22 protein-coding genes are annotated in these 24629 nt (G+C 72.8%); 15 read left to right on the top strand and 7 right to left on the bottom strand.

All coding sequences use genetic code 11. The features are described from left to right. The first annotated feature begins 37 nt into the window (after positions 1 to 37). A complete protein-coding gene (locus M1E25_RS03295; protein ID WP_251409218.1) occupies positions 38 to 1582 on the top strand; it encodes a hypothetical protein in 1545 nt (514 codons plus the stop codon). Between the two features lie 101 nt (positions 1583 to 1683). Here the strand turns inward: M1E25_RS03295 and erpA are convergent, their stop codons facing one another. Beyond that, the gene (gene erpA / locus M1E25_RS03290; protein ID WP_251409215.1) at positions 1684 to 2040 is read right to left on the bottom strand and encodes an iron-sulfur cluster insertion protein ErpA; all 357 of its coding nucleotides are present in this window, start codon (positions 2038 to 2040) and stop codon (positions 1684 to 1686) included. Between the two features lie 253 nt (positions 2041 to 2293). Between erpA and nadA the strand changes: the two genes are divergently transcribed. Further along, positions 2294 to 3487, top strand: coding sequence for a quinolinate synthase NadA (nadA, locus tag M1E25_RS03285; RefSeq protein WP_251409212.1), 1194 nt, complete (start codon positions 2294 to 2296; stop codon positions 3485 to 3487). Positions 3488 to 3551: 64 nt separating this feature from the next. Here the strand turns inward: nadA and M1E25_RS03280 are convergent, their stop codons facing one another. The 3 genes from M1E25_RS03280 to M1E25_RS03270 all read right to left on the bottom strand — a co-directional run bounded on the left by M1E25_RS03280 (position 3552) and on the right by M1E25_RS03270 (position 5855). After that, complete coding sequence (locus tag M1E25_RS03280; protein ID WP_251409209.1) at positions 3552 to 4601, bottom strand: NAD(P)-dependent alcohol dehydrogenase; 1050 nt, start codon at positions 4599 to 4601, stop codon at positions 3552 to 3554. A gap of 138 nt (positions 4602 to 4739) precedes the next feature. Further along, complete coding sequence (gene pspAA, locus M1E25_RS03275) at positions 4740 to 5018, bottom strand: PspA-associated protein PspAA (protein ID WP_251409206.1); 279 nt, start codon at positions 5016 to 5018, stop codon at positions 4740 to 4742. Between the two features lie 54 nt (positions 5019 to 5072). Then, positions 5073 to 5855: a PspA/IM30 family protein gene (locus tag M1E25_RS03270; protein ID WP_251409203.1), complete on the bottom strand. Its 783-nt coding sequence runs from the start codon at positions 5853 to 5855 to the stop codon at positions 5073 to 5075. A gap of 346 nt (positions 5856 to 6201) precedes the next feature. Here M1E25_RS03270 and M1E25_RS03265 point away from each other — a divergent pair, with 346 nt between their 5' ends. Both M1E25_RS03265 and M1E25_RS03260 read left to right on the top strand, forming a co-directional pair. Then, positions 6202 to 6753, top strand: a complete 552-nt coding sequence (locus M1E25_RS03265) for a DUF3043 domain-containing protein (RefSeq protein ID WP_372500510.1) — start codon at positions 6202 to 6204, stop codon at positions 6751 to 6753. A gap of 107 nt (positions 6754 to 6860) precedes the next feature. Further along, the gene (locus M1E25_RS03260) at positions 6861 to 7580 is read left to right on the top strand and encodes a class I SAM-dependent methyltransferase (RefSeq protein WP_251409655.1); all 720 of its coding nucleotides are present in this window, start codon (positions 6861 to 6863) and stop codon (positions 7578 to 7580) included. A 72-nt stretch (positions 7581 to 7652) separates the two neighbouring features. Here the strand turns inward: M1E25_RS03260 and M1E25_RS03255 are convergent, their stop codons facing one another. Next, entirely contained in the window at positions 7653 to 7862 is a 210-nt protein-coding gene (locus tag M1E25_RS03255; RefSeq protein WP_251409200.1) for a hypothetical protein, read from the bottom strand. Positions 7863 to 7981: 119 nt separating this feature from the next. Between M1E25_RS03255 and M1E25_RS03250 the strand changes: the two genes are divergently transcribed. From M1E25_RS03250 to M1E25_RS03220, 7 genes are all read left to right on the top strand, one after another. After that, a complete protein-coding gene (locus M1E25_RS03250; RefSeq protein ID WP_251409197.1) occupies positions 7982 to 9232 on the top strand; it encodes a bifunctional adenosylcobinamide kinase/adenosylcobinamide-phosphate guanylyltransferase in 1251 nt (416 codons plus the stop codon). Positions 9233 to 9395: 163 nt separating this feature from the next. Beyond that, positions 9396 to 10442 carry a nicotinate-nucleotide--dimethylbenzimidazole phosphoribosyltransferase gene (gene cobT / locus M1E25_RS03245; protein ID WP_251409194.1) on the top strand — a complete coding sequence of 349 codons (1047 nt, stop codon included), beginning with the start codon at positions 9396 to 9398 and terminating at the stop codon, positions 10440 to 10442. Positions 10443 to 10564: 122 nt separating this feature from the next. After that, positions 10565 to 11377: an adenosylcobinamide-GDP ribazoletransferase gene (locus M1E25_RS03240; RefSeq protein WP_251409190.1), complete on the top strand. Its 813-nt coding sequence runs from the start codon at positions 10565 to 10567 to the stop codon at positions 11375 to 11377. 208 nt (positions 11378 to 11585) lie between these two features. Then, positions 11586 to 13121, top strand: a complete 1536-nt coding sequence (locus tag M1E25_RS03235) for a leucyl aminopeptidase (protein ID WP_251409187.1) — start codon at positions 11586 to 11588, stop codon at positions 13119 to 13121. Positions 13122 to 13449: 328 nt separating this feature from the next. After that, the gene (lpdA, locus tag M1E25_RS03230) at positions 13450 to 14838 is read left to right on the top strand and encodes a dihydrolipoyl dehydrogenase (protein WP_251409184.1); all 1389 of its coding nucleotides are present in this window, start codon (positions 13450 to 13452) and stop codon (positions 14836 to 14838) included. A 49-nt stretch (positions 14839 to 14887) separates the two neighbouring features. Beyond that, the gene (gene sucB, locus M1E25_RS03225; RefSeq protein WP_251409181.1) at positions 14888 to 16660 is read left to right on the top strand and encodes a 2-oxoglutarate dehydrogenase, E2 component, dihydrolipoamide succinyltransferase; all 1773 of its coding nucleotides are present in this window, start codon (positions 14888 to 14890) and stop codon (positions 16658 to 16660) included. 155 nt (positions 16661 to 16815) lie between these two features. After that, the gene (locus tag M1E25_RS03220) at positions 16816 to 17334 is read left to right on the top strand and encodes a DUF4240 domain-containing protein (RefSeq protein WP_251409652.1); all 519 of its coding nucleotides are present in this window, start codon (positions 16816 to 16818) and stop codon (positions 17332 to 17334) included. On the opposite strand, the gene M1E25_RS03215 is transcribed toward M1E25_RS03220, so the two are convergent. Then, positions 17324 to 17914: a GNAT family N-acetyltransferase gene (locus M1E25_RS03215; protein ID WP_251409179.1), complete on the bottom strand. Its 591-nt coding sequence runs from the start codon at positions 17912 to 17914 to the stop codon at positions 17324 to 17326. The genes M1E25_RS03220 and M1E25_RS03215 overlap by 11 nt on opposite strands. Positions 17915 to 18022: 108 nt before the next feature. On the opposite strand from M1E25_RS03215, the gene M1E25_RS03210 reads away from it, so the two are divergent. Together M1E25_RS03210 and M1E25_RS03205 are read left to right on the top strand one after the other, a co-directional pair. After that, on the top strand, positions 18023 to 18916 hold the full coding sequence (locus tag M1E25_RS03210; protein ID WP_251409176.1) for a TIGR01777 family oxidoreductase: 894 nt from the start codon (positions 18023 to 18025) through the stop codon (positions 18914 to 18916). A 250-nt stretch (positions 18917 to 19166) separates the two neighbouring features. Further along, a complete protein-coding gene (locus M1E25_RS03205; RefSeq protein ID WP_251409173.1) occupies positions 19167 to 20549 on the top strand; it encodes an NAD(P)/FAD-dependent oxidoreductase in 1383 nt (460 codons plus the stop codon). A 178-nt stretch (positions 20550 to 20727) separates the two neighbouring features. Here the strand turns inward: M1E25_RS03205 and M1E25_RS03200 are convergent, their stop codons facing one another. After that, a complete protein-coding gene (locus tag M1E25_RS03200; protein ID WP_251409170.1) occupies positions 20728 to 22362 on the bottom strand; it encodes an NsdA family TPR-like regulatory protein in 1635 nt (544 codons plus the stop codon). Positions 22363 to 22641: 279 nt separating this feature from the next. Here M1E25_RS03200 and lipB point away from each other — a divergent pair, with 279 nt between their 5' ends. Both lipB and lipA read left to right on the top strand, forming a co-directional pair. Further along, the gene (lipB, locus tag M1E25_RS03195; protein WP_251409167.1) at positions 22642 to 23433 is read left to right on the top strand and encodes a lipoyl(octanoyl) transferase LipB; all 792 of its coding nucleotides are present in this window, start codon (positions 22642 to 22644) and stop codon (positions 23431 to 23433) included. Positions 23434 to 23609: 176 nt separating this feature from the next. Then, the gene (lipA, locus tag M1E25_RS03190) at positions 23610 to 24554 is read left to right on the top strand and encodes a lipoyl synthase (protein WP_251409164.1); all 945 of its coding nucleotides are present in this window, start codon (positions 23610 to 23612) and stop codon (positions 24552 to 24554) included. Positions 24555 to 24629: the final 75 nt, after the last annotated feature.

Raw genomic sequence — 24629 nt, 5'->3', positions numbered from 1 at the left:
GGCGCCGGTTGTCGAGCGGAGCCGAAGGAGCGCAACGGTGAGCAGCGAGAAGGCACCCGAGGGCAAGCCGGAAGAATTGCCGGCCGACAGTCGTGCGGCCATGGACGCGGAACCGCCCAGGCGCAGGCGGTCGTCGCTCGTGGTCGTGTCGGTGGCGGCAGCCGTCCTGGTGGCCGGGGGCGGCGGCGCCTACTGGGCATCGACGAGTTCGCACGACGTGGGCTCGGCCGGCGCCGACGGCGGCCCGCCGCCGCTCCAGCTGGACGGCTACGGGCAGCAGGAGTCGTCGGACGCGCGGGACTCCGGTATCGCGCCGGGCGAGCCCAACCCCGGAGGGCCTGCTTTCCGCGCCACCGGGCCGCTGCCCGAGGGACCGGGGTCGGCGAAGGTGTACCACCCGGCGGCCGAGGTGACCCGCGCCGACGTCGAGCGGCTGGCCGAGGCACTGGACCTGGCCGGAAAGCCCGAACTGACCGGCGGTTCCTGGAAGGTCGGCGGGAAGGACGCCTCGGGACCGGTGCTGACCGTGAACAGCAAGACGCCCGGGATCTGGACGTACACGCGGCACGCCGTCGGCGGCTGCAGCGAGCCGTCCAAGAGCGGGCCGAAGGGTTCGGAGGGCGACGGCGCGCCGTCCCGGTGCCCGGCGCCCGGAGAGATCCGCAGCGAGCCGTCCGACGGGTCGGTGAAACCGGTGTCGGAGCAGGAGGCCGAACGGGTGGCGACTCCGGTTCTCGAGGCCGCCGGCGTCGGTGACGCCGAGGTGGACGCGAGCCGGACCGCGGGCGCGGTGCGGACGGTGAGCGCCGATCCGAAGGTCGACGGCCTGCCCACCTACGGCCTGACAACCGGCCTGCAGGTCGGCGCGGACGGGAACGTGGTCAGCGGCAACGGCCGGCTGGGCGAGCTGCGCGCCGGCCCCGAGTACCCGGTGAACAACGCCGAGGAGACGCTGAAGCGCCTCAACGAGTCCCGCGGCGGTGGCAAGGTCGGTATCGGCGGCTGCGCCTCGGCCATGCCCGATGCGGCCGTGGCCTCGGGGAAGACACCGAAGGCCGACCCCTGCGCGTCGGAGGGCAAGCAGAACGAGCGGGAGCCTGCGAAGGTGCGCAAGGCGACGTTCGGACTGGCGGCGCAGTTCGTCGAGGGCAAGCAGGCGCTCGTGCCGTCCTGGCTGTTCGAGGTGGAACTGCCCGGGGCCACCGGCCCGCAGGCAACCTTCACCGTCACGCACCCCGCGGTGAAGCCGCAGTACATCGCCCGGCCGGACCAGGGCGGCGAGCAGCGGGGCGGGGAGCAGGGGACGAAGCCCGGCGCCGGCATGCCGGACGTCACCTCGTACAGCGCGGAGGGCCGTGAACTCACGGTCGGGTTCTGGGGCGGCGTCTGCGACGACTACCGGATCACCGCCGACGAGTCCGGCGACGCGGTGAAGGTGAAGGTCACGGGCGAGCCGAAGAAGCCGGGCCAGAACTGCATCAAGGTCGCCAAGAAGCTCGAGGAGAAGGTCACCCTGGACAAGCCGCTCGGGGACCGGAAGGTGGTCGACGCGAGGACCGGCAAGGGCATCGGCAAGCGCTGACCAGCGGCATCCTCGTCGACGACGAATGGCGGCGGCCCCCGGGGGCCGCCGCCATCGCGGTCTTCGCGTCCGAGCCCCGGCCGGTGCGCGGGGCGGACGGATCAGCTGAAGGAGTCGCCGCAGGCGCAGGAGCCCGTGGCGTTGGGGTTGTCGATCGTGAAGCCCTGCTTCTCGATGGTGTCGACGAAGTCGATGGAAGCGCCGTGCAGGTAGGGGGCGCTCATCCGGTCGGTGACGACCTTGACTCCGTCGAAGTCCTTGACCACGTCGCCGTCGAGGGAACGCTCGTCGAAGAAGAGCTGGTAGCGCAGGCCGGAGCAACCGCCGGGCTGGACGGCGACGCGCAGGGCGAGGTCGTCGCGACCCTCCTGCTCCAGCAGGCCCTTGACCTTGGCTGCGGCGGCGTCGGACAGGAGGATGCCGTCGCTCGCGGTGGTCTTCTCGTCCTGAACGGACATCTGCTTCTCTCCCGGGTTGGTGCGGACTGCTTGCCGTCGGCCTCAACCGACGGAGCCCCGGATTCATTCCGGGCCTGGCACGTTCTTCCTCAATCATGCTCGCACACCGGCGCAGTGGCGGTCACGGCGCTCGGAGCGCCCCGGATGCCGAGATGCGTCACAACGACACGATGCCCATCGTCAAAGTGACATGAAGCGGCTATCATGGATAGTGTCAATCAGACGAAAAGGCGTCTGCAGAACCCCAGAAAGGGTGCGTGCCGTGACCACCGCCCAGCCTCTCGACGTACAGCCCACGCCGCTCGCGCTCCTCCTGCTCGGCCGCGAGGCCGACCCGAAGAGCGAGCGCGGCGTCGAGTGCCCCGGCGATTTGCCCGCACCCTCCGACCCCGATCTCGTCGAGCGTGCCCGCGCGGCGAAGGAGCAGCTCGGCGACCGGGTCTTCGTGCTCGGCCACCACTACCAGCGCGACGAGGTCATCCAGTTCGCCGACGTCACCGGCGACTCGTTCAAGCTGGCCCGGGAGGCTGCCGCGCGGCCCCAGGCGGAGTTCATCGTCTTCTGCGGCGTGCACTTCATGGCCGAGTCGGCCGACATCCTGACCTCGGACGCCCAGCAGGTCGTCCTGCCCGACCTGGCCGCGGGCTGTTCGATGGCCGACATGGCGACCGCCGAACAGGTCGCCGAGTGCTGGGACGTACTGACCGAGGCGGGGGTCGCCGAGACGACCGTCCCGGTCTCGTACATGAACTCGTCCGCCGACATCAAGGCCTTCACCGGACGGCACGGCGGCACGATCTGCACCTCGTCCAACGCCAAGCGGGCACTGGACTGGGCCTTCGAACAGGGGGCCCCCCGGCAGAACAAGGTGCTGTTCCTGCCCGACCAGCACCTCGGGCGGAACACCGCGGTCCGTGACCTGGGCATGTCGCTCGACGACTGCGTCGTCTACAACCCGCACAAGCCGGGCGGCGGCCTGACCGCGGAGCAGCTGCGGGCCGCGAAGATGATTCTCTGGCGCGGTCACTGCTCCGTGCACGGGCGCTTCTCGCTGGACTCCGTCCGGGACGTGCGCGAGCGGATCCCCGGCGTCAACGTGCTGGTGCACCCGGAGTGCAAGCACGAAGTGGTCTCGGCCGCCGATCAGGTGGGCTCCACCGAGTTCATCATCAAGGCCCTCGACGCCGCCCCCGCCGGTTCCAAGTGGGCCATCGGCACCGAGCTGAACCTGGTGCGCCGGCTGGCCCTGGCCCACCCGGACAAGGAAATCGTCTTCCTCGACCGGACGGTCTGCTTCTGTTCGACGATGAACCGGATCGACCTGCCGCATCTCGTGTGGGCTCTGGAGTCCCTCGCAGCCGGCAGGACCGTGAACCGCATCCAGGTCGACCCCGAGACGGAGAAGTTCGCCAAGCTCGCCCTGGAGCGGATGCTGGCGCTGCCGTAACGGGGTGCGGAGGAAGGTGGCGGGCCCGGCACGGGGGCGGGTCCGCCACCTTCATCAGGTCACGTCAGATCGTGGAGGCGTCGATCACGCAGCGGTACCGGACGTCACCGGCCGCCACCCGCTCGTACGCCTCGTTGATCTCCTCGGCACGGATGAGCTCGATCGTGGCGCCGATACCGTGATCGGCGCAGAAGTCGAGCATCTCCTGCGTCTCCGGGATCCCGCCGATCATGGAACCGGCGAGTGTCTTCCGGCCCGCGATCACCGAGAAGAGGTTGAGCGACACCGGCTCCTCGGGCGCCCCCACGTTCACGAGTGCGCCGTCGACCTTGAGCAGCGACAGGTACGCGCCGAAGTCGAGCGGCGCGGAGACCGTGGAGAGAATCAGGTCGAAGGTGCCGGCCAGGTCCTCGAACGTCTTCGGGTCGCTCGTCGCGTAGTACCGCTCCGCGCCCAGTTCGATCCCCTGCTGCTTCTTGGCCAGGGTCCGGCTGAGAACCGTCACCTCGGCGCCGAGGGCCCGGGCGATCTTGACGCCCATGTGACCGAGGCCGCCCATGCCGACGACGGCGACCTTCTTGCCCGGCCCGGCCCGCCAGTGGCGCAGCGGAGAGTAGGTGGTGATGCCGGCGCACAGCAGTGGTGCGGCGACATCCAGCGCCAAGGCGTCCGGGATGCGCACCACGTAGTTCTCGTCGACCACGATGTGGGTCGAGTAGCCGCCGTACGTGGGCTCGCCGTTCCGGTCGAGGGCGTTGTACGTGCCGGTCATGCCTTCGACGCAGTACTGCTCGAGGCCCTGCTTGCAGTACTCGCAGGTGCGGCAGGAGTCGACGAAACAGCCGACGCCCACCCGGTCGCCGAGCGCGTGGCGGGTCACACCGGACCCCGTCTCGACCACGACACCGGCGATCTCGTGTCCGGGCACCATCGGATAGATGCCCTCACCCCAGCCGTCCTGGGCCTGGTGGATGTCCGAGTGGCAGATTCCGGAGTACTTGATCTCGATGAGGATGTCGTGCTCGCCCACCTCGCGCCGGGGGACGGTGGTCCGCTCCAGCGGGGCCTTGGCCGAGGGGGCGGCATAAGCGGCAACGGCAGACAGCGCGGTCATGTGGGTGTCCTCCTGGAAGACGTGGTGCGTGCCCGGCGGTGCGATGTGCCGGGCACGCAGCCTCGCCTGCCCGAGACGACGCGCTTTACCCCACTCGTCCGCGGCCGCGGCGTGCGCGGACGGTGCCGGGATCGTGAGTCAGCCGGGGATGAGCCCGTTGTCGCTGAGCATCTCGCGGACTTCCTCGATGGTGGCGTCCGGCGTGGGCAGGATCAGCTCGGACGGCTCCAGCGCGTCGGCGGGCAGCGGCTCGCCCAGCCGCCGCACGGCCTCCAGCAGGGCGGAGAAGGTGCGCCGGAAGCCGGCTTCGTCGCCGCTCTCGATCTCGGCCAGCAGTTCGTCGTCCAGCTTGTTGAGCTCGGCGAGGTGGCTGTCCGCCAGCCTCACCTGCCCCTCCCCCATGATCCGAACGATCATGACGACCTCCTTGGGTGATCTCCGGTGGATCGCAGCCGTGCCGCCGACGGAGGCCTACTGCTTGTCGAACCTGCCCTGCCCCTGCCCGGTGCCCTGCTGCGGGTCCGCCTGTCCGCCCTCGATCTGCTGCTGGGCGTTGCCGGACCCGCCGGTCAGCTCCGCCTTCATCCGCTGGAGCTCCAGCTCGACGTCGTTGCCGCCGGAGAGACGCTCCAGTTCGGCGGTGAGGTCGTCCTTGGCCGTGCCGCTCTGGTCGTCGAGGGCACCCGAGGCGAGCAGCTCGTCGATGGCGCCGGACCGCGCCTGGAGCTGAGCCGTCTTGTCCTCGGCACGCTGGATCGCCATGCCGACGTCACCCATCTCCTCGGAGATCCCGGAGAAGGCCTCGCCGATCTGGGTCTGGGCCTGGGCCGCCGTGTAGGTGGCCTTGATGGTCTCCTTGCGGGTGCGGAAGGCGTCGACCTTGGCCTGCAACCGCTGGGCGGCCAGGGTCAGCTTCTCCTCCTCGCCCTGCAGGGTCTGGTGCTGCGTCTCCAGGTCGGTGACCTGCTGCTGCAACGCCGCCTTTCGGGACAGCGCCTCGCGCGCCAGGTCCTCGCGGCCCAGCGCCAGCGCCTTGCGGCCCTGCTCCTCCAGCTTCGTGGACTGCCCCTGCAGCTGGCCGAGCTGGAGCTCCAGCCGCTTGCGGGAGGTCGCCACGTCGGCGACTCCCCGGCGGACCTTCTGCAGCAGCTCCAGCTGTTTCTGGTACGAGTAGTCGAGCGTCTCGCGCGGGTCCTCGGCCCGGTCAAGGGCCTTGTTGGCCTTCGCGCGGAAGATCATCCCCATACGCTTCATGACACCGCTCATGGGCCTCGCGCGCCCCCTTCTCCGGGCTCGGAACTCCAGCAACTCCTGGCTCCCAGACTACGGGGCCGGGTTCCATTACCGCACTGTTCCGGCCCTGATCGGCTCCTCCTGAAGGACGATCGCGTGCCGCGCCCCTCCGGCGCGAGGAGTAGCCGCCCGCCGACCGCGCCACCGGCGTCCGTATGACCGTTGCGCCCCGGTACGCGGCCGCCGTTGCGGGATCGTTCCCCTCGGGTCTGGGTCCGGACCCGTCGACCACGTACCCTTGGTGCTTGTGTTCCGAAGCCGTTCGAAGGATGAGCGGGCCGGGTCGCCCGGGAGCAAGCGCTCCGCGGTGACCCCGAGCCCGCCCCAGCAGCCCCGCGACCCGCAGGCCCCCAAGGGCCGCCCGACGCCCAAGCGCGCCATGGCCCAGTCCCAGCGCCGCAGCCTGGCGTCGACACCCACCAACCGCAAGGACGCCTCGAAACGCCAGCGCGAGGCGCGGCGCGCCGACCTGGCCCGGCAGCGGGAGGCCCTCGCCAGCGGCGACGAGCGTTACCTGCCGGCACGCGACAAGGGTCCCGTGCGCCGCTTCGCCCGCGACTACGTGGACTCCCGGTTCTGCGTGGCCGAGTTCTTCCTGCCGCTCGCGGTGCTCATCCTGGTGCTCAGCGTGCTGCCGCAGCCCGAGATCAAGACGATCTCGCTGCTGCTGTGGCTGGCCGTGATCGTGCTGATCGTTCTGGACTCCATCGGCACCGGCTTCCGGCTGCGCAAGGAGCTGCAGAGCCGGTTCCCGAACGAGAACCGCCGCGGCGCCGTTGCCTACGGCCTCATGCGCACCCTGCAGATGCGCCGGCTGCGTCTGCCGAAGCCGCAGGTCAAGCGCGGGGAGAAGCCCTGAGCACGACCGTTGCCGGCCTCCGGGACACGGTGCCCGCCCCGTCCCGCGCGGAGGGGACGCGGCACGACGTCCGCCGGGAACTGGTCGCGCGACAGCTCTCCGAGCAGATGGCCGCCCGCTTCACCGGCGGGCGGCAGCTGCGGGTCCTGGACGTGGGGGCCGCGCGCGGCTCCCAGGCCCTGCGGCTGGCTCGCGCGGGTCACAAGGTGACCGGCGTCGAATCCGACTCCGCTCTGCTGTCGGCGGCTCGTTCCGCGCTTGCGGCCGAGCCCGAGGACATACGGCGCCGGGTGCGCCTGCTGGAGGAGGACGGCCGGGAGACCGGCGCGCACTTCCTTCCCGGGACGTTCGACGTGGTGCTGTGCCACGACGCGCTGATGCACGTGGCCGAGCCCGACCCGTTGCTCGCCGGGCTCGCCCGGGTGCTGGCCACCGGCGGGCTGCTGTCGATACTGATCCGCAACGCGGACGCCCGGGCGATGGGCCCCGCAGCGGCCGGCGACTGGACGGCCGCCCTCGCTGCCCTCGGCCCACCGGAGGCGGCCGAAGCGCCGGAAACCCCCGAGCTACAGGGCGGTGCCGGACCGCGCGGCCGTCCGCTGCGCGCCGACCGTCCCGCCACGCTCCGGACGACGCTCTCCGGCATCGGCGCCCCGCTGCACGCCTGGTACGGGGTCGGGCTCTTCACGGAAGTCACCGGGAAGGCAGTTCCGCCCGTCGCCGGGGCGGAGTTCGAACGCATCATGGCCGCCGAGGAACGGGCCGGGCGCGCGGACCCGTACCGTGCCGTCGCTCCGCTGCTGCACCTGTGCGGGGTCCGCGACTGAGTCCGCCCGCGCTGCCGCACACCGAAGGGGCTCACCGGGCCGCCGGCCCGGTGAGCCCCTTGCTGCGTCCGCTCAGCCCTCGGCGGCGCTGAGGCTCATCGGACCGTAGATCTTCGAGCCGTCCTCGAAGAGGACGACCTGCTCGGTGCCGCCCTCGAGGAGCTCCTTCCAGACCTCGCCGAGCCAGGTCTCGGCGTCCCCCTGCGTGCCGAACTCCTCGGGCTCCACCGCGGGAACGGTCTCCGTCCCGTCGGCCTTCTCGAACCTCCACGTCCACGCCATGTGCGCCTCCCGGTCCCGCTGACGTTGTGCCTGCCTGTCCGCAGGGTAACGGGCCCGTTCGGTCCTGTGACCGTGCGGCCCCGCGCGCTCGTCGCGGGGCGGCGCGAGACGATCAGGGTGTGGAACTGACACTGCTCGGCACCGGGGCCCCCGGTGGACTGCCCCGGCCGGACTGCCCGTGCGCCTCCTGCGCGACCGCGATCGGGGAGGACGCCCGTGCCTCGACGTCGCTGCTCGTCGACGGTGCCCTGCTGCTGGACCTCACTCCCGGCATCGCCTTCGCAGCGGCGCGCGCCGGGCACTCGCTCTCCGGAGTCCGCCAGGTGCTGCTTTCCCATCCGCAGAACGGCCCCGCCCTGGAAGTTCCGGCAGGACTGCCTGCGCCCGGCCGGGTACCGGACGGCCGTGAGCTGGCCCTGATCAGCGGGCACCGGGTCCGCTCGGTCCCCGTCGACGCACCCGGTTCGGGCTACGAGGTGACCGCCCCCGACGCCGGGCACACCGGTGTTCCCCGGCCCTCCGGTGTTCCGCTGCGGCTGCTGTACCTGCCGCCGGACTGCTCGCCGGCCGGGCCGGTGGAGGGGGCGAACGGGGCGGCCTCGGGGCCGTACGCCATGGTGCTGCTCGACGTGCTGGGACGGCCGGACGCGCTGGCGAAGCTGCGCGCCACCGGGGCGGTCACCGCCACCACGGACGTGATCGCCGTCCACATCGACCACACCATCCCCCAAGGGCCGGAGCTGCAAAGGCAGTTGGCGGCCGCCGGGGCGCGGGCGGTGCCGGACGGCGAGACGCTGCACGTCGGCGAGTACCACGCCATTCCCGAACCGCCCCGCAGGACCCTGGTGCTCGGCGGCGCCCGCTCCGGCAAGTCGGTGGAGGCCGAACGCCGGCTGTCGGCATTCCCCGGCGTCGTCTACGTCGCCACCAGCGGGACCCGGGAGGGCGATCCCGAGTGGGCCGCCCGGATCGGCACGCACCGCGAGCGGCGCCCGTCGTCCTGGAAGACGGTGGAGACCTGCGACCTGGTTCCGCTGCTCGCGGCGGACGGGCCCCCGCTGCTCGTCGACTGCCTGGCGCTCTGGCTCACCGACGCGATGGACGCCGTGGACGCCTGGGACGACCACGCGTGGACCCGGGGTGGTGAACGGGCCCTGCGGGAGCGGGTGGACGCGCTGGCCTCGGCGTTCCGGGAGACCCGTCGGACGGTGGTGGCCGTGTCCAACGAGGTGGGTTCGGGCGTGGTGCCGGCGACCGCCTCGGGACGCCGTTTCCGGGACGAGTTGGGCCGGCTGAACACCCGGGTGGCGGACGAGTGCGAGCAGGTGCTGCTGGTGACGGCCGGCCAGGCGCTGCGACTGCGGGGCTGAGCACAGCCACCCGGCGGACGGGCCGGCCGCGCAGCCGTGCAGGGTGTCGTGGCATCCGTCGGCCGAGCAGCTCACCGCCGCCGGGACACGCCGGCTCCCCGACAGGTCGCACGGAACCCGAGGGGATGGGTGTGCAGCCGAGCCGGAGGGTAGGGTTCGGCGGATGAGCGGGCTGAATCTTGACGACTTCTCCGATCTGATCGAGCGTCCGGACGCCGGTGTGCGCCGGGACGCCGAGGAGCGACGGGAGCGCATGGCGTTGAAGCCCGGCGCCCTCGGGCGCCTCGACGACCTGGGCGAGTGGCTGGCGGGCGCTCAGGGAGCGGTCCCCGTCAGGCCCGTCGAGCAGCCCCGGGTCGTACTGTTCGCCGGCGACCACGGCGTCGCCGGACTCGGCGTCTCGGCCAGGCCGGCGGGCGGCACCCGGGACCTGGTGCGCGAGGTGCTGGAGGGCCGGAGCCCGGTGGCGGTGCTGGCCCGCCGCTTCGACGTCGCCCTGCGCATCGTCGACCTGTCCGTGGACTGCGACCCGGGCGAGCTGCCCGCGGAGCTCGTGCGCCACCGGGTGCGGCGCGGCTCGGGGCGGATCGACATCGAGGACGCGATGGCCCCCGAGGAGGCCGAGCAGGCGTTCCGCGCCGGCATGGCCGTGGCGGACGAGGAGGCCGACGCCGGGACCGATCTGGTCGTCCTCGGCGACCTCAGTGTCGGCGGCACCACCGCCGCGGGCGCCCTCGTGGCCGGGCTGTGCGGTGTCGACGCCTCCCAGGTGACCGGCCGCGGCGGCGAGGAGATCGACGACCTGGCGTGGATGCGCAAGTGCGCGGCCATCCGGGACGCCCTGCGGCGGGCCCGACCCGTGCTCGGCGACCAGCTGGAACTGCTGGCCACCGCCGGGGGCCCGGATCTGGCGGGCATCACCGGCTTCCTGCTGCAGTGCGCCGTGCGCCGCACCCCGGTGATCCTCGACGGCGTGGTCTCCGCGGCGTGCGCCCTGGTGGCGCAGCGGATCGCCTTCCGGGCACCGGACTGGTGGCTGGCCGGTCAGGCCAGCGGGGAGCCCGCTCAGGCCAAGGCATTCGACCGCCTGTCGCTCGAACCGCTGCTGGACCACTCGGTCCGGGCCGGTGAGGGCACCGGTGCGCTGCTGGCACTGCCGCTGGTGCGGGCCGCGGCGGCGCTGTCGGCCGAACTGCCGGTGCGCGACTGAGGGTCGCGCCGGCCCGCCGCCCCACGGCCGATGTGCTTGTGCCGCCCCGCGGCGAAGCATCGGGGTGCGCCGGTGACGACCGCCCTCGTCCGGGCGCGGGAGCCGCGGGATAGCCTCCGGCGATGACCGACACGACGCACGGCCCCTCCCCCGCTGCGAAGCCGTCCCCCGGCGACGCCCTGCGCTTCGCCTTCGGCATGCTGACCGTCCTCCCGGTCCGGGTGACCCGCTGGGACCGGGCGGCGGCCCGCGGCGGGATGCTCTGCGCCCCGCTGGCCGGCGCCGTGACGGGGCTGTGTGCGGCGGTGCTCGGCATCGCCGTCGTGCTGCTCGGCGGCGGCCCGATGCTCGCCGCGGTCGCCGCGGTCGCCGCGCTCGCTGTCCTGTCCCGGGGACTCCACCTCGACGGGCTCGCCGACACCGCGGACGGTCTCGGCAGCGGCCGGCCGGCGGCGGACGCCCTGCAGATCATGAAGCGATCCGACATCGGCCCGTTCGGCGTCGTCACCCTGCTGCTGGTTCTCCTGGCTCAAGTGGCCGCGCTGACCGCGATGTTCGGCAGCGGACCCGCCGCGGGCGCCCTGGGCGCGCTGCTGTCCGGGGTGACGGCCCGGAGCGCCCTGACGGTTGCCTGCCGGACCGGGGTCCGCAGCGCCCGGCCCGACGGCCTGGGCGCCGCCGTGGCGGGTGCCGTGTCCTCACACGCCGCCGTGGCGACGGCGGTTCTCACCGTCGCGGGCAGCGCAGCGCTCGGCGCGGCTGCGGGCCCCGGCGCCGCGTTGCACGGGGCGCTCGCGGCCACGGCCGGGCTGGGGGCGGCGGAACTGCTGCTGCGGCGCTGCCGGTTGCGGCTCGGTGGGGTGAACGGCGACGTCTTCGGCGCTCTGGCGGAGACCGCGGGGACAGCCGTCCTGGTCGTCCTGGCGGTGGGCTGACCCGGCGTTCACCCGCGTCCGGACGTCCTGTTTCGGGGCCTGTTCGGAGACCGAGCGATACCTCACGCATCCGGCGGAATACGATGCTGCCAGCGCCCGGCGCCGTGCGCGACCGTATGGCCCGGTGGGCGGGCCTGTTCGGCTGGCCCGAGCGGCGGCCGGCCCACCGACTGGCCGAGGAAGCGATCGGAAGAGGAACACCGACACTGTGACTGCACTGACTCTGAGCACCTCCTCCGCGGACGCGCTGCGCGCGGACGCCATCGTCGTCGGCGTGGCCAAGGCGGCCAAGGGGAGCCCGGCACTCGTCGTCGCCCCCGGCGCCGAGTCCGTGAACCGCGCTTTCGACGGGAAGCTCGCCGACATCCTGGAGACTCTGGGTGCCACCGGCGGCGAGGGCGAGATCCTCCGGCTGCCTGCCCCGTCGGGCTTCAAGTCCCCGGCCGTGCTGGCCGTGGGACTCGGGGATGCCCCCACGAAGGGCGAGCGGTTCGACACCGAGGCTCTGCGCCGTGCGGCGGGCTCCGCGGCCCGCGCGCTGGCGGGCGCCAAGAACGGCGGCTTCGCGCTGCCCGTCGAGGACGCGGACGACGCGGCGGCGGTCGCCGAGGGCGCGTTGCTGGGCGCCTACGCCTTCACCGCATACCGCAGCAAGGGCAAGGACGCGAAGAAGAACGACAAGAACACCCCGCTCGCCGAGGTGACGCTGCTCGGCGGCAAGGCCCGCGACAAGGCGTTCAAGGCCGCGGCCGACCGCGCCACTGCGGTCTCCGAGGAGGTCAACCGCGCCCGCGACCTGATCAACACCCCGCCGAACGACCTGACGCCGGCGACCTTCGCGGAGGCCGTGCAGGCGGCGGCGAAGGAGCACGGCCTCAAGGTCGAGGTGCTGGACGAGAAGGCACTGATCAAGGGCGGCTACGGCGGCATCATGGGCGTCGGCCAGGGCTCGCACAACCCGCCGCGGCTGGTGAAGCTCTCCTACACGCACGGCAAGGCCAAGAAGCACCTGGCCCTCGTCGGCAAGGGCATCACCTACGACTCGGGCGGCATCTCCCTCAAGCCGGCCGGTCACAACGAGACGATGAAGTGCGACATGAGCGGCGCGGCCGCGGTGTTCTCCTCGGTCGTGGCGGCTGCGCGCCTGGGCCTGAAGGTCAACGTGACCGGCTGGCTGGCGCTGGCGGAGAACATGCCGTCCGGCTCGGCGGTGCGTCCCGGCGACGTGCTGAGCATGTACAGCGGCAAGACGGTCGAGGTGCTGAACACCGACGCCGAGGGCCGGCTGGTGCTCGCCGACGCCATCACCCGGGCCTGTGAGGAGAAGCCGGACGCGCTCGTCGACGTGGCGACCCTGACCGGTGCCATGGTGGTCGCGCTCGGCAACCGCACCTTCGGCGTCATGTCGAACGACGATGCCTTCCGCACGTCGCTCCACGAGATCGCCGGAGAGGCCGGCGAGCAGTCGTGGCCGATGCCGCTGCCCGCCGAGCTGCGCAAGGGGCTGGACTCCCCGACCGCGGACCTCGCGAACATCGGTGAGCGGATGGGCGGCGGCCTGGCGGCCGGCGTCTTCCTGAAGGAGTTCGTGTCCGAGGGCACGAAGTGGGCCCACCTGGACATCGCGGGCCCGGCCTTCCACGAGGGCACGCCGTACGGATACATCCCCAAGGGCGGCACCGGTTCCGCCGTGCGCACCCTGGTCCGGCTCGCCGAGCGGACCGCGGACGGCGACCTCGGCTGAGTCGTGTGACACATCTGCCGGTCCCGGGGCGAGGTGTCCCGGGACCGGCATTGGCGCGTTCTGGACGGTTCGGAGTTCGCCCTCGACGAAATCGGCCCGGTCTACGAACGAGTAACCCGGGGTATGCGGCTCCGAGGGAGGACGGAGCCCGGCCCGGCGTCCCGCCCTCCGCGAACAAGTGCGAAGATGTTGTCTCGGCAGGACACGGCCACCGGCTCGCACAAACCGAACGAGCCGGACCAAAGAGCCGAACTTGACAGCGGCCGAACACCAGCCGCCCGGTCCGACGGCGACCGGCTCCGGCGCACCCATGCATGGAGGACGTGACGTGGCGAACGACGCCAGCACCGTTTTCGACCTAGTGATCCTCGGAGGCGGCAGCGGCGGTTACGCAGCCGCCCTGCGCGGGGCGCAGCTGGGCCTGGACGTCGCACTGATCGAGAAGGACAAGCTGGGCGGGACCTGCCTGCACCGCGGATGCATCCCCACGAAGGCTCTGCTCCACGCCGGTGAGCTTGCCGACCAGGCGCGCGAGGGCGCCGAGTTCGGCGTGAAGACCACGCTCGAGGGCATCGACATGGCCGGCGTCCACAAGTACAAGGACGGCGTGGTCTCCGGCCTGTACAAGGGTCTTCAGGGCCTGGTCGCCAGCCGCAAGATCACCTACGTGACCGGCGAGGGCCGGCTGTCCTCGGCGACCTCGGTCGACGTGGACGGCCAGCGCTACGAGGGCCGTCACATCCTGCTGGCGACCGGCTCCGTGCCGAAGTCGCTGCCGGGCCTGGAGATCGACGGCGACCGCGTCATCTCCTCCGACCACGCACTGGTCCTGGACCGCGTCCCGAAGTCGGCCGTCGTGCTCGGCGGCGGCGTCATCGGCGTCGAGTTCGCCTCCGCCTGGAAGTCCTTCGGCACCGACGTCACCATCGTCGAGGCCCTTCCGCACCTGGTCCCGGCCGAGGACGAGGGCAGCTCCAAGCTGCTGGAGCGCGCCTTCCGCAAGCGCGGCATCAACTTCTCACTGGGCTCGCGCTTCTCCGGCGTCGAGTACACGGACAACGGTGTGAAGGTCTCGCTGGAGAACGGCAAGACCTTCGAGGCGGAGCTGCTGCTCGTCGCCGTGGGCCGCGGCCCGGTCTCGCAGGGCCTGGGCTACGAGGAGGCCGGGGTCGCCATGGACCGCGGTTTCGTGCTGGTCGACGAGTACATGCAGACCAACGTGCCGACCATCTCCGCCGTGGGCGACCTGGTCCCCACCCTCCAGCTCGCCCACGTCGGCTTCGCCGAGGGCATGCTGGTGGCGGAGCGTCTGGCCGGCCAGAAGACCGTGCCGATCGACTACGACGGTGTGCCGCGGGTCACTTACTGCCACCCGGAGGTCGCCTCCGTCGGCATCACCGAGGCCAAGGCGAAGGAACTGTACGGCTCCGACAAGGTCGTCACCCTCAAGTACAACCTGGCCGGCAACGGCAGGAGCAAGATTCTGAAGACCGCGGGCGAGATCAAGCTCGTCCAGGTGCGCGACGGTGCCGTGGTCGGCGTCCACATGGTCGGTGACCGTATGGGCGAGCAGGTCGGCGAGGCGCAGCTGATCTACAACTGGGAGGCTCTGCCGGCGGAGGTCGCGCAGCTCGTCCACGCCCACCCGACGCAGAACGAGGCGCTGGGCGAGGCCCACCTGGCGCTGGCCGGCAAGCCGCTGCACTCGCACGACTGAGTCCGGGCGCGACCACATCCGCACAGATCGTTAAGGAGCAACCGAAACCATGGCGGTTTCCGTAACCCTGCCGGCGCTCGGCGAGAGCGTGTCCGAGGGCACCGTCACCCGCTGGCTCAAGGCCGAGGGTGAACGAGTCGAGGCCGACGAGCCGCTGCTCGAGGTCTCGACCGACAAGGTCGACACCGAGATCCCGGCCCCGGCGGCCGGCGTCCTCTCCTCCATCAAGGTGGCCGAGGACGAGACCGTGGAGGTCGGCGCCGAGCTGGCCGTCATCGACGACGGTTCGGGGGCGGCGGCCGAGGCTGCGGCGCCCGAGGCCGAGGCCGCTCCGGCGGCCGAGGGGGCCACGTCGACGCCCGAGCCCGCCGCGGAGCCGGAGCAGGCTCCGGCTGCCGAGGAGGAGGCCGCTCCGGCGCCCGCCGCCGGAGCGGGCGACGGCACGCCGGTCGTGCTGCCCGCGCTCGGCGAGTCCGTGACCGAGGGCACCGTCACCCGCTGGCTCAAGGCCGTCGGTGACTCCGTGGACGTCGACGAGCCGCTGCTCGAGGTCTCGACCGACAAGGTCGACACCGAGATCCCGTCGCCGTCGGCGGGCACGCTGCTCGAGATCCTGGTCGGCGAGGACGAGACGGCCGAGGTCGGCTCGAAGCTCGCCGTGATCGGTGAGGCGGGCGCCGCCCCGGCGGCCCCGAAGGAGGAGGCACCGGCTCCGAAGGAGGAGGCACCTGCCGCTCCGAAGCAGGAAGCACCCGCCCCGGCCGCCGAGCAGCCTGCTCCGGCCCCCGCCCCGAAGCAGGAGGCACCGGCTCCGGCCGCCGCCCCCGCGGCCGAGAAGCCCAAGCCGGCCCCCGCCCCGGCCGCCCCCGCTCCGGCTCCGGCCACCGGCGGGGAGGGTGACGGCGCGTACGTCACCCCGCTGGTGCGCAAGCTGGCCTCGGAGCACGGCGTCAACCTGGCGACGGTCAAGGGCACCGGTGTCGGTGGCCGGATCCGCAAGCAGGACGTCGTCGCTGCTGCCGAGGCCGCCCAGGCCCCGGCGCCGGCCGCCGAGCCCGCTGCCGCCGCCCCGAAGGCCGCAGCCGCCGAGCCGTCCCCGCTGCGCGGTCAGACGGTCAAGATGACCCGCATGCGCAAGGTCATCGGCGACAACATGATGAAGGCGCTGCACGGTCAGGCCCAGCTCACCAGTGTGGTCGAGGTGGACGTCACCAAGATCATGCGGATGCGGGGGAAGGCCAAGGAGTCCTTCCTGCAGCGCGAGGGCGTCAAGCTGTCGCCGATGCCGTTCTTCGTCAAGGCCGCTGCCCAGGCGCTGAAGGCCCACCCGGTCGTCAACGCCCGGATCAACGACGACGAGGGCACCATCACCTACTTCGACTCCGAGAACATCGGGATCGCGGTGGACTCCGAGAAGGGCCTGATGACCCCGGTCCTCAAGGGCGCCGGTGACCTCAACCTCGCCGGTATCGCCAAGAAGACCGGTGAGCTGGCCGGCAAGGTCCGCTCCAACAAGATCAGCCCGGACGAGATGTCCGGTGCCACCTTCACGATCAGCAACACCGGTTCGCGCGGTGCGCTGTTCGACACGGTGATCGTGCCTCCGAACCAGGCGGCCATCCTGGGCATCGGTGCGACCGTCAAGCGTCCGGTGGTCATCACCCACCCGGAGCTGGGCGAGACCATCGCGGTCCGTGACATGACCTACCTGTCGCTCTCCTACGACCACCGTCTGGTGGACGGCGCCGACGCGGCCCGCTACCTGACGGCCGTCAAGGAGATCCTGGAGGCAGGCGAGTTCGAGACCGAGCTCGGCCTCTGAGACAGCTCGTCACGCAGACGGCCCGTGCCCCGACCGGATCGCTCCGGCCGGGGCACGGGCCGTTTCCGGCGCACGCCGGGCCGCGCCGCTCCACGGCGTTCGGGGCCGCCCGGCGTGCGGGGCGGCCCCGAACGCCTGATGCTGGTCCCGTGATGATGGATGAGACCGAGTTCTGGGAGATCGTCGACAGCACCCGCGAGGCCGCCGGAGACGACCCGGAGGAGCACGCCGACGTGCTCTTCGAGCGGCTGCTCGGATTCGACCCCGACTACGTCCGGGACTTCGCCCGTCATTTCGAGGTGCGCTACAACCGCACCTACCACTGGGACCTCTGGGGCGCCGCCTGGGTGCTCCTCCGGGGTGCGAGCGACGACGCGTTCGACAGCTTCCGCTGCTGGCTGATCGGCCAGGGGCGGAAGGTCTACGAGGGCGCCGTGCACGACCCCGACGCCCTGGCCGATCTGCTCGACGACTTCGACGAGGAGATCGACGGGGACGCGGAGGACCTCGGCTACGCGGCCGACGACGCCTACGAGCAGCTCACCGGCGGCCCGCTTCCCGACCTCGGCATGCCCGACCCGCCGCCCGAGCCGGAGGGCGAGCCACTGGACCTCGAGGACGACACGGCGCTGGCGAAGCGCTTCCCCCGGCTGTGGGAGCGGTTCAGGGATTAGGAGGCGCCGGGGAAGCCCGCCTTCGCCACGGCAGCCCGGTGGCCGGGGTGCCGGTGTCCGCCGCGAGCGCTCGCCCCATCAGGACGTCGTCCACGTACTCCCCGTCGAGCAGGAACTCCCCCGGCAGCACGCCCTCGACGGCGAAGCCGCAGGCGGCGTACAGCCGTTGCGCCGGGGCGTTGTGCCCGAGCACGCGCAGCGTGATCCGTACGGCGCCCTGCCGGCGCGACTCCTCGCACGCGGCCTCGACGAGCGCCCGGCCGACCCCCTGTCCGCGCGCCGCGACGTCCACGGCGAGCCCCTGGATCTGCCGCACGTGGGCGTTCGAGGGCAGCGAGGACGCCGGGACGATCCTGATGTAACCCACGGGGCCCTCGTCCGCGGACTCGGCGACGAGGACGTGCTCCGGCAGGTGCAGGCCGTCGAAGAAATCGTCCCCGGATCCCGTCGGCTCCGGGGTCACCGCGTGCAGGGAACTCCAGGTCCGGCGGTCGAGCACGGCGAGGGCGGCGCCGTCGGCGTGCACGGCCGGGCGGATGGTCAGGGAGGAGGAGTGCGGTGGCGGCGCGGACGACGGCATGCCGGACACTCTGTCATTCCGGAGGGCGGCGCGGTTTCCGGTGTCCGGGCTGACTGAACCACCCGGTGAGCGGCCCATGAACCCCGGACGTGCGGGCAGGATGGCCGTATGCGTATCGCGGTCACCGGTTCCTCCGGTCTCATCGGCTCTGCCCTCGTCCGCTCCCTGCTCCGGGACCGGCACGAAGTCGTCCGTCTGGTGCGGCGTCCGTCCCGGGCCGAGGACGAGGTGGAGTGGGACCCGAAGCGGCAGTACGTCGACGCGGCGGGGCTGGCGGGCTGTGACGCCGTCGTCCACCTGGCCGGGGCGGGCGTGGGTGACCACCGCTGGACCGAGGCGTACAAGAAGGAGATCCGCGACAGCCGGGTGCTCGGCACGGCCGCCGTCGCGGAGGCGGTCGCCTCGCTCGGCACCCCGCCGCGGGTGCTGCTGTGCGGGAGCGCCATCGGCTACTACGGGGACACCGGGGAGCGCGCGATCGACGAGAGTGCGCCCCCCGGTGACGGGTTCCTGGCCGACGTCTGCCAGGAGTGGGAGGCGGCGGCCGCGCCCGCCGTGGAGGCCGGCATCCGGACCGTCCACGCCCGCACCGGGCTGGTCGTCTCCCAAAAGGGAGGCGCCTGGGGCCGCCTCTTCCCCGTTTTCAAGCTCGGGCTCGGCGGACGGCTCGGCAGCGGGCGCCAGTACTGGAGCTTCATCTCGCTGGCCGACCAGGTCGCCGCCCTCCGGCACATCCTCGTCACGGAGGAACTCACCGGCCCGGTGAACCTCACCGCCCCCGAACCCGTGACCAACCGCGAGGTGACGGCGGTGATGGGCAAGGTGCTGCACCGCCCGACCCTGATGACCGTGCCGCCGCCCGCCCTGCGCGTCGCCCTCGGCGAATTCGCGCAGGACGCGCTCAGCAGTCAGCGGGTGATCCCGCGCAAGCTCCTGGATTCCGGCTTCGCCTTCGAGCACCCGACGGTCGAGGACGCGGTGCGCGCGGCCCTGCGACCCTGATCCGCGACGCCACCCCGGTGACGCCCCGGACCGGCTCTGCCCCGACCCGACCGTCGTGCGACCGTTGTGCGCCCGTGCCCGGTCGATGCGCGACTGCATGAGTCGGAATTCGCGCCTAGGATCATCCGAACTCGGGCATTCCGTCGGCCTGTTGAGGGCATGAACGGGGCATCGACAACGAGGCGTCTCCGGCCGGCACGTTCCGGACGCGGGGTCGCCCGGCGCGTGGACACGACCTCGGGGAGGGCACGTGCGCGGATCACGCAGTACGGAGCGGGCGGACGTCATCGTCGTGGGGGCCGGACCGGCCGGGCTGTCGGCAGCCCTCGGTCTGGTGGAGGCAGGGATGTCCGTCATCGTCCTGGAGGCCGCCGGGCGGCCCGGCGGGAGAATGACGACCGACCACGTCGACGGCTTCCGGCTCGACCGCACCGGACTGCTGCTGACCACGCCGCCGCCCGGGAGCAGCCGCACCCCGGGAGTCGACGGCCTGCCGCTCGCGCCGCTCTCGGCAGGTGTCCTGGTGCGCAGCGGCGAGCGCAGCCTGCGCCTCGGGGAGCCGCGGAGCACGCGGCGGGTCAGGGACGCGGCGCGCGTCCTCGCCGTGTCCGGCGGCCGTCCCCCGTCGTCGGCGCCCGGGGCGTGCCGCACGCCGCTGACCGGTTCCGGCTCACGCGTGCTGATCACCGAAGCGTTCGACCAGGCACGGCTGTCGGCGTTTCTGCGCCGGATCGCGGCGACCCCCGCCGACCGGCTCCGCACCCGCCCGGAAACCGCGGCGGCGGAGGCGCTCGGGAACCGGGGACTGCCGGCCCGGACCGTCGAAACCTTCCTGCGCCCGTTGCTGTCGGCGCTGCTGTGCGATCCCGGCCTCGTCACGTCCAGCCGTTGCGCGGACCTCGCGCTGCGCGGATTCGCCAGGGGCCGCATCTGTCTGCCCGCGGGCGGCGCCTCGGCGCTCCCGGAACGGCTGGCGGCGGCGCTCCCCCCGGGGACGGTGCGCACGTCGGTGCGGGCCCTGACGGCCTCCACGAGGAGCGTGGTCACCGACGAGGGCGGCGAACTGGCGTGCCGGGCCGTGGTGGTGGCCACCGGCGCACGCTCAGCGGCCGGGCTGCTGCCGGGCCTGCGGGTCCCGGACTTCCACCCGGTGACGGTCCTGCACCACACCGCGGACGTCCCGCCGTTGCGCGAGTCCGCCCTCGTCCTGGACGCGGACGGGCGCGGCCCCGTCACGCACACCTTCGTCGCCAGTGAGGTCGACCCCTTCCGCGCACCGCGGGGACGGGCCCTGATCACCTCCACCGTCCTCGGGGCCGCCGCGGGCGAGCCGCTCGGCACCCTGGACAAGGCCGCCCGGATGCAACTCGGCGAGCTGTACGGGACGTCGGCCGACGGCTGGGACCTCGTCGGCGCCCATCACGACCCGGATGCGGTCCCGGTGATGGCCGCTCCGCACGATCCGCAGCGGCCGGTCCGGGTGCTCTCGGGGCTGTACGTCTGCGGCGACCACCGGGAAGCGAGCACGGTGCAGGGCGCGCTGAGGTCGGGCCGCCGGGCGGCCGCGGCGCTGCTGCGCGACTTCGGGGTGCGCACCGGGCCGGCACCGGCGTCACTGCCTACGGCGGCCTGAGAGCTGTGGTCGGGTTCGGTCCCGGGCAGGAGTCGGACAACAGCTTCTGAGCGCCCGACCGGCCCGGCTGCGGGCGCGGGGGCCGTGGGCCGCCGCCGGCGGGCGTTCCGCTCCGGGTGCGGCCGCGCCGGTCACGTCCGACGCCGTGCCGACGGTTCAGGACGTCCGGGGCCGCCGATCAGGATCGGCGGCCCCCGCCGCCCACCCGCTCCCGGTAACCGCGCACCGCGGCCGAGTCCTTGTACAGCTCGAGCCGCCGCTCGAACTCCCGGACGTAGTCGGCCGCCCGCGCCGAACGCATGCCGTCCGCCGCTCGCGCGGCCTCCGCTCCGACCGAGCAAGCCCGCTCCAGCTCACCGAGGCCCAGCAGGGCGGTGGCCAGCACCACGCGGCAGAACAGCCTGCTGCGCACGTGGTCCGGGCTCCGGAGGTCGAGCGAGCGCTCCGCGTGCCGGGCTGCGGTCCGGTACTGCTGGAGGTCCCGATGGCAGTGGCCGAACTCGTCGGCCAGCTGCCCCTCGTCGAAGAACCGGGCCCAGAAGGGGAGGTCGTCGCCCGTCCGGGCCGTCTCCAGCGCCTGCTCCGCCCGGAGCAGTGATGCGGTGCAGGCCCGTACGTCCCCGAGCACCCCGTGGCCCCTGGCCTCCACGGCGTGCAGCAGAGCCAGCACCGCCGGGGGCGCGGCGCTGCCGACGCCCTGCTGGGCGACCCGGGCGAGCTGGACGGCCTCCCGGCCGTGGCCCAGGTAGACCGCCTGGCGGCTCATGGTGCTCAGCACGTATGCCCCGTACATCCGGTCCCCCGCGGCCTGGGCCAGGCGCAGCGCCTGGACGAAGTAGCGCTGGGCCAGGCCGTGTGCGGCGATGTCGTACGAGGTCCAGCCGGCCAGCCGGGTCAGGTCGGCGGCCGCCGCGAACAGGCCGCGGCCGGTGGTGTCGCCGTAGGTGCCGCGGAGCATCGGCTCCAGCTCGTGCTCGAGGTAGCGCACGAGCGCCTGGCGGGCGTGGCCGCCGCCGTAGACCTGGTCGAGGTTGCGGAAGAGTGTGCCGACGGTGCGCAGCGCGGCGATGTCGCTCGCGGTGACCTTCTCCCCGGGGGCCCGCTCGGTCTGCTGCTGGCGGGGCAGGGGGTTGCGTGACGGCGCCGGGGGCGGGGTCCCGCTCCCCGGCGCCGGGGAGCCGTGCGGTCCGGCCTGCTCGGGGATCCGGGCCACGCGTTCGTCGGCCCGGCCGATGAGCCAGTCCCGGCTGGGCACCACGAGGCCGGCGGCGGTGAACGCGATCTTGCGCAGGTCGGCGTGGTTCCCGGTGTCCTTGCGCCACAGCCCGCTGACGATGTCCACGGCCTCGGAGGGCGTGGCCGCGAACTCCAGCCCCGCGTACACCGGGACCCAGGTGTCGAGGCCGAGGTCCTGGGCGGTCAGACGGCGTCCGAGGCGGCGGCTGAAGACCTCGGCGATCAGCGCCGGCGTGGTGCCCCGCGGCTGCTGGCCACGCAGCCACCGGGTCACCGAGGTCTTGTCGTAGCGCAGGTCGAGGCCGTGCTCGAGGCCGAGCTGGTCCACCCGGCGGGCCAGGCCGGCGTTGGAGAATCCGGCTTCGGCGATGAGCGCCGCGAGCCGGCGGTTGGGGGTGCGCCCTCGTGTGTTCCCGCTCCCTGCCGGGGGCGCCTGTGCGTCACTGCCGGGGGTTGCCCGTTCGGTGCCGGACGGGGCGGCGGGACGGGCCGGTGCCGGTCCGTGCCGGGTTTCCCCGGGGCGGACGGCGGGACGGGCTGCCCCGTGGGTCGGGTCGGGGGACGGTCGCTCCGTCATCAGCTGTGAGCTCTCCTGCCTTCAACGCCTTCGAAGGACGCGACAGGTTTTCGGGTGCCTGTGCCTCCTTCCGTATCCCTCCCGGGACGGGGGGAATGTAACGGCCGGCCGGCGCCGCTCCCCGGCCCCTCACGGGTGTTCATCCGATCGTGTGAGCACACGGCGCCCGGGTATCGAACACGTCTGCGGACCTGCGACCGCGGCCGTGTACGGCGGCCCTGGCGGCCGCCGTACAGTGGCATGAGCGCCGAGAGGCGTGGAGACCCCCGAGGAGCTGCCGTGAGTGAGCTGCGCTTTGCCCGTCTGGGCTTCGGTGCGGATGCCGTCGAGTACCAGGAGGCCTGGGAGGAGCAGCGGCGTGTGCACGCGGCACGGTTCGCGGACGAGATCCCCGACACCTGCCTGCTGCTGGAGCACCAGGCGGTCTACACCGCCGGCCGCCGCACCGAGGACAGCGAACGTCCGCTGGACGGCACCCCCGTGATCGACGTCGATCGCGGCGGGAAGATCACCTGGCACGGCCCGGGCCAGCTCGTGGGCTACCCGATCCTCAAGCTGCCGCGGCCGGTCGACGTGGTCGCGCACGTGCGGCGGCTCGAGGAGGCCCTGATCCGCACCTGCGCGGACTTCGGTCTGGCGACCACCCGGGTCGAGGGGCGCAGCGGCGTGTGGGTGCTCGGGGACGCGGTGCGCCCCGGTGCGGCGGGCGGCTCGCTGGGCGGGCTCTCCCTGGACTTCGACCCGCGCCTGCAGGACGAAGAGTTCGACCCGCGCCTGAGCGGGCCGGAGTACGCCCCGTCCAACGCGGGGCAGCGCCGGGAGGACCGTAAGCTCGCGGCGATCGGCATCCGGGTGGCCAAGGGCGTCACCATGCACGGGTTCTCGCTGAACTGCGATCCGGACAACACGGCGTTCGACCGGATCGTGCCGTGCGGCATCCGCGACGCCGGTGTGGCCTCGCTCTCCGGGGAGCTGGGGCGGCGGGTGCCGGTGGACGAGGTGCTGCCGGTCGTCGAGAAGCACCTGACCGAGGTGCTGGAGGCAGCCGCCCCGCTGCCTCGCGCGGTCTGACAGCCACCGCGGTCCCTCCGGGCCCCGCCCGGGAATGCGCCGGGGTGCCGCCGGGTTGCCCAGGGGAGGCGGGAGCCGCCCTGGTCCCGCCCCGGTGGCTCGGCCGAGGAAATGGCGGGCGTACCCTGGTGTTCGCCGAAGATTCGAAAGCCGCGCAAGCAGAGGGAGTGCTGGACGTGTCCGCAGTCGCACCCGACGGACGCAAGATGTTGCGCCTCGAGGTCCGTAACAGCCAGACCCCCATCGAGCGCAAGCCCGAGTGGATCAAGACGCGGGCGAAGATGGGCCCCGAGTACAACGCCCTGCAGAAGCTGGTGAAGGACGAGGGTCTGCACACCGTCTGCCAGGAGGCCGGCTGTCCCAACATCTTCGAGTGCTGGGAGGACCGGGAGGCCACCTTCCTCATCGGCGGCGAACAGTGCACCCGGCGGTGCGACTTCTGCCAGATCGACACGGGCAAGCCCCAGGAACTCGACCGTGACGAACCGCGGCGGGTCGCCGAGTCCGTGCAGCAGATGGACCTGCGGTACGCGACCGTCACGGGCGTGGCCCGCGACGACCTGGAGGACGGCGGGGCCTGGCTGTACGCCGAGACCGTCCGGCAGATCCACGCCGCGATGCCGGGCACCGGCGTCGAGCTGCTGATCCCCGACTTCAATGCGGTCCCCGAGCAGCTCGCCGAGGTCTTCTCCTCGCGACCCGAGGTGCTCGCGCACAACGTGGAGACCGTCCCGCGGATCTTCAAGCGCATCCGTCCCGCCTTCCGCTACGAGCGCTCCCTCGAGGTCATCACCAGGGCACGCGAGGCGGGTCTCGTCACCAAGTCCAACCTGATCCTCGGCATGGGCGAGGAGCGCGAGGAGATCAGCCAGGCCCTGCAGGACCTGCACGACGCGGGCTGCGAGCTGATCACGATCACCCAGTACCTGCGGCCGTCGCCGCGGCACCACCCGGTGGAGCGCTGGGTGAAGCCGCAGGAGTTCGTGGAGCTTCAGGAGGAGGCCGAGGAGATCGGCTACGCCGGTGTCATGTCCGGCCCGCTCGTGCGCTCCTCCTACCGGGCCGGCCGGCTCTACCGGCAGGCGCTGGACAAGCGCCGCAGCGACGAGGCGGTGGCCTGAGACCCGGCCCCGGCGTCACCCGTCCGGACCGGGTGCGTACGGCGGCAGCGGAACGCGAAAGCGGCCCGCGACTCC

The sequence above is a fragment of the Streptomyces meridianus genome (assembly GCF_023703325.1).
Taxonomy (GTDB): Bacteria; Actinomycetota; Actinomycetes; order Streptomycetales; family Streptomycetaceae; genus Streptomyces; species Streptomyces meridianus.
This window is presented reverse-complemented; position numbering and strand designations above follow the sequence as displayed.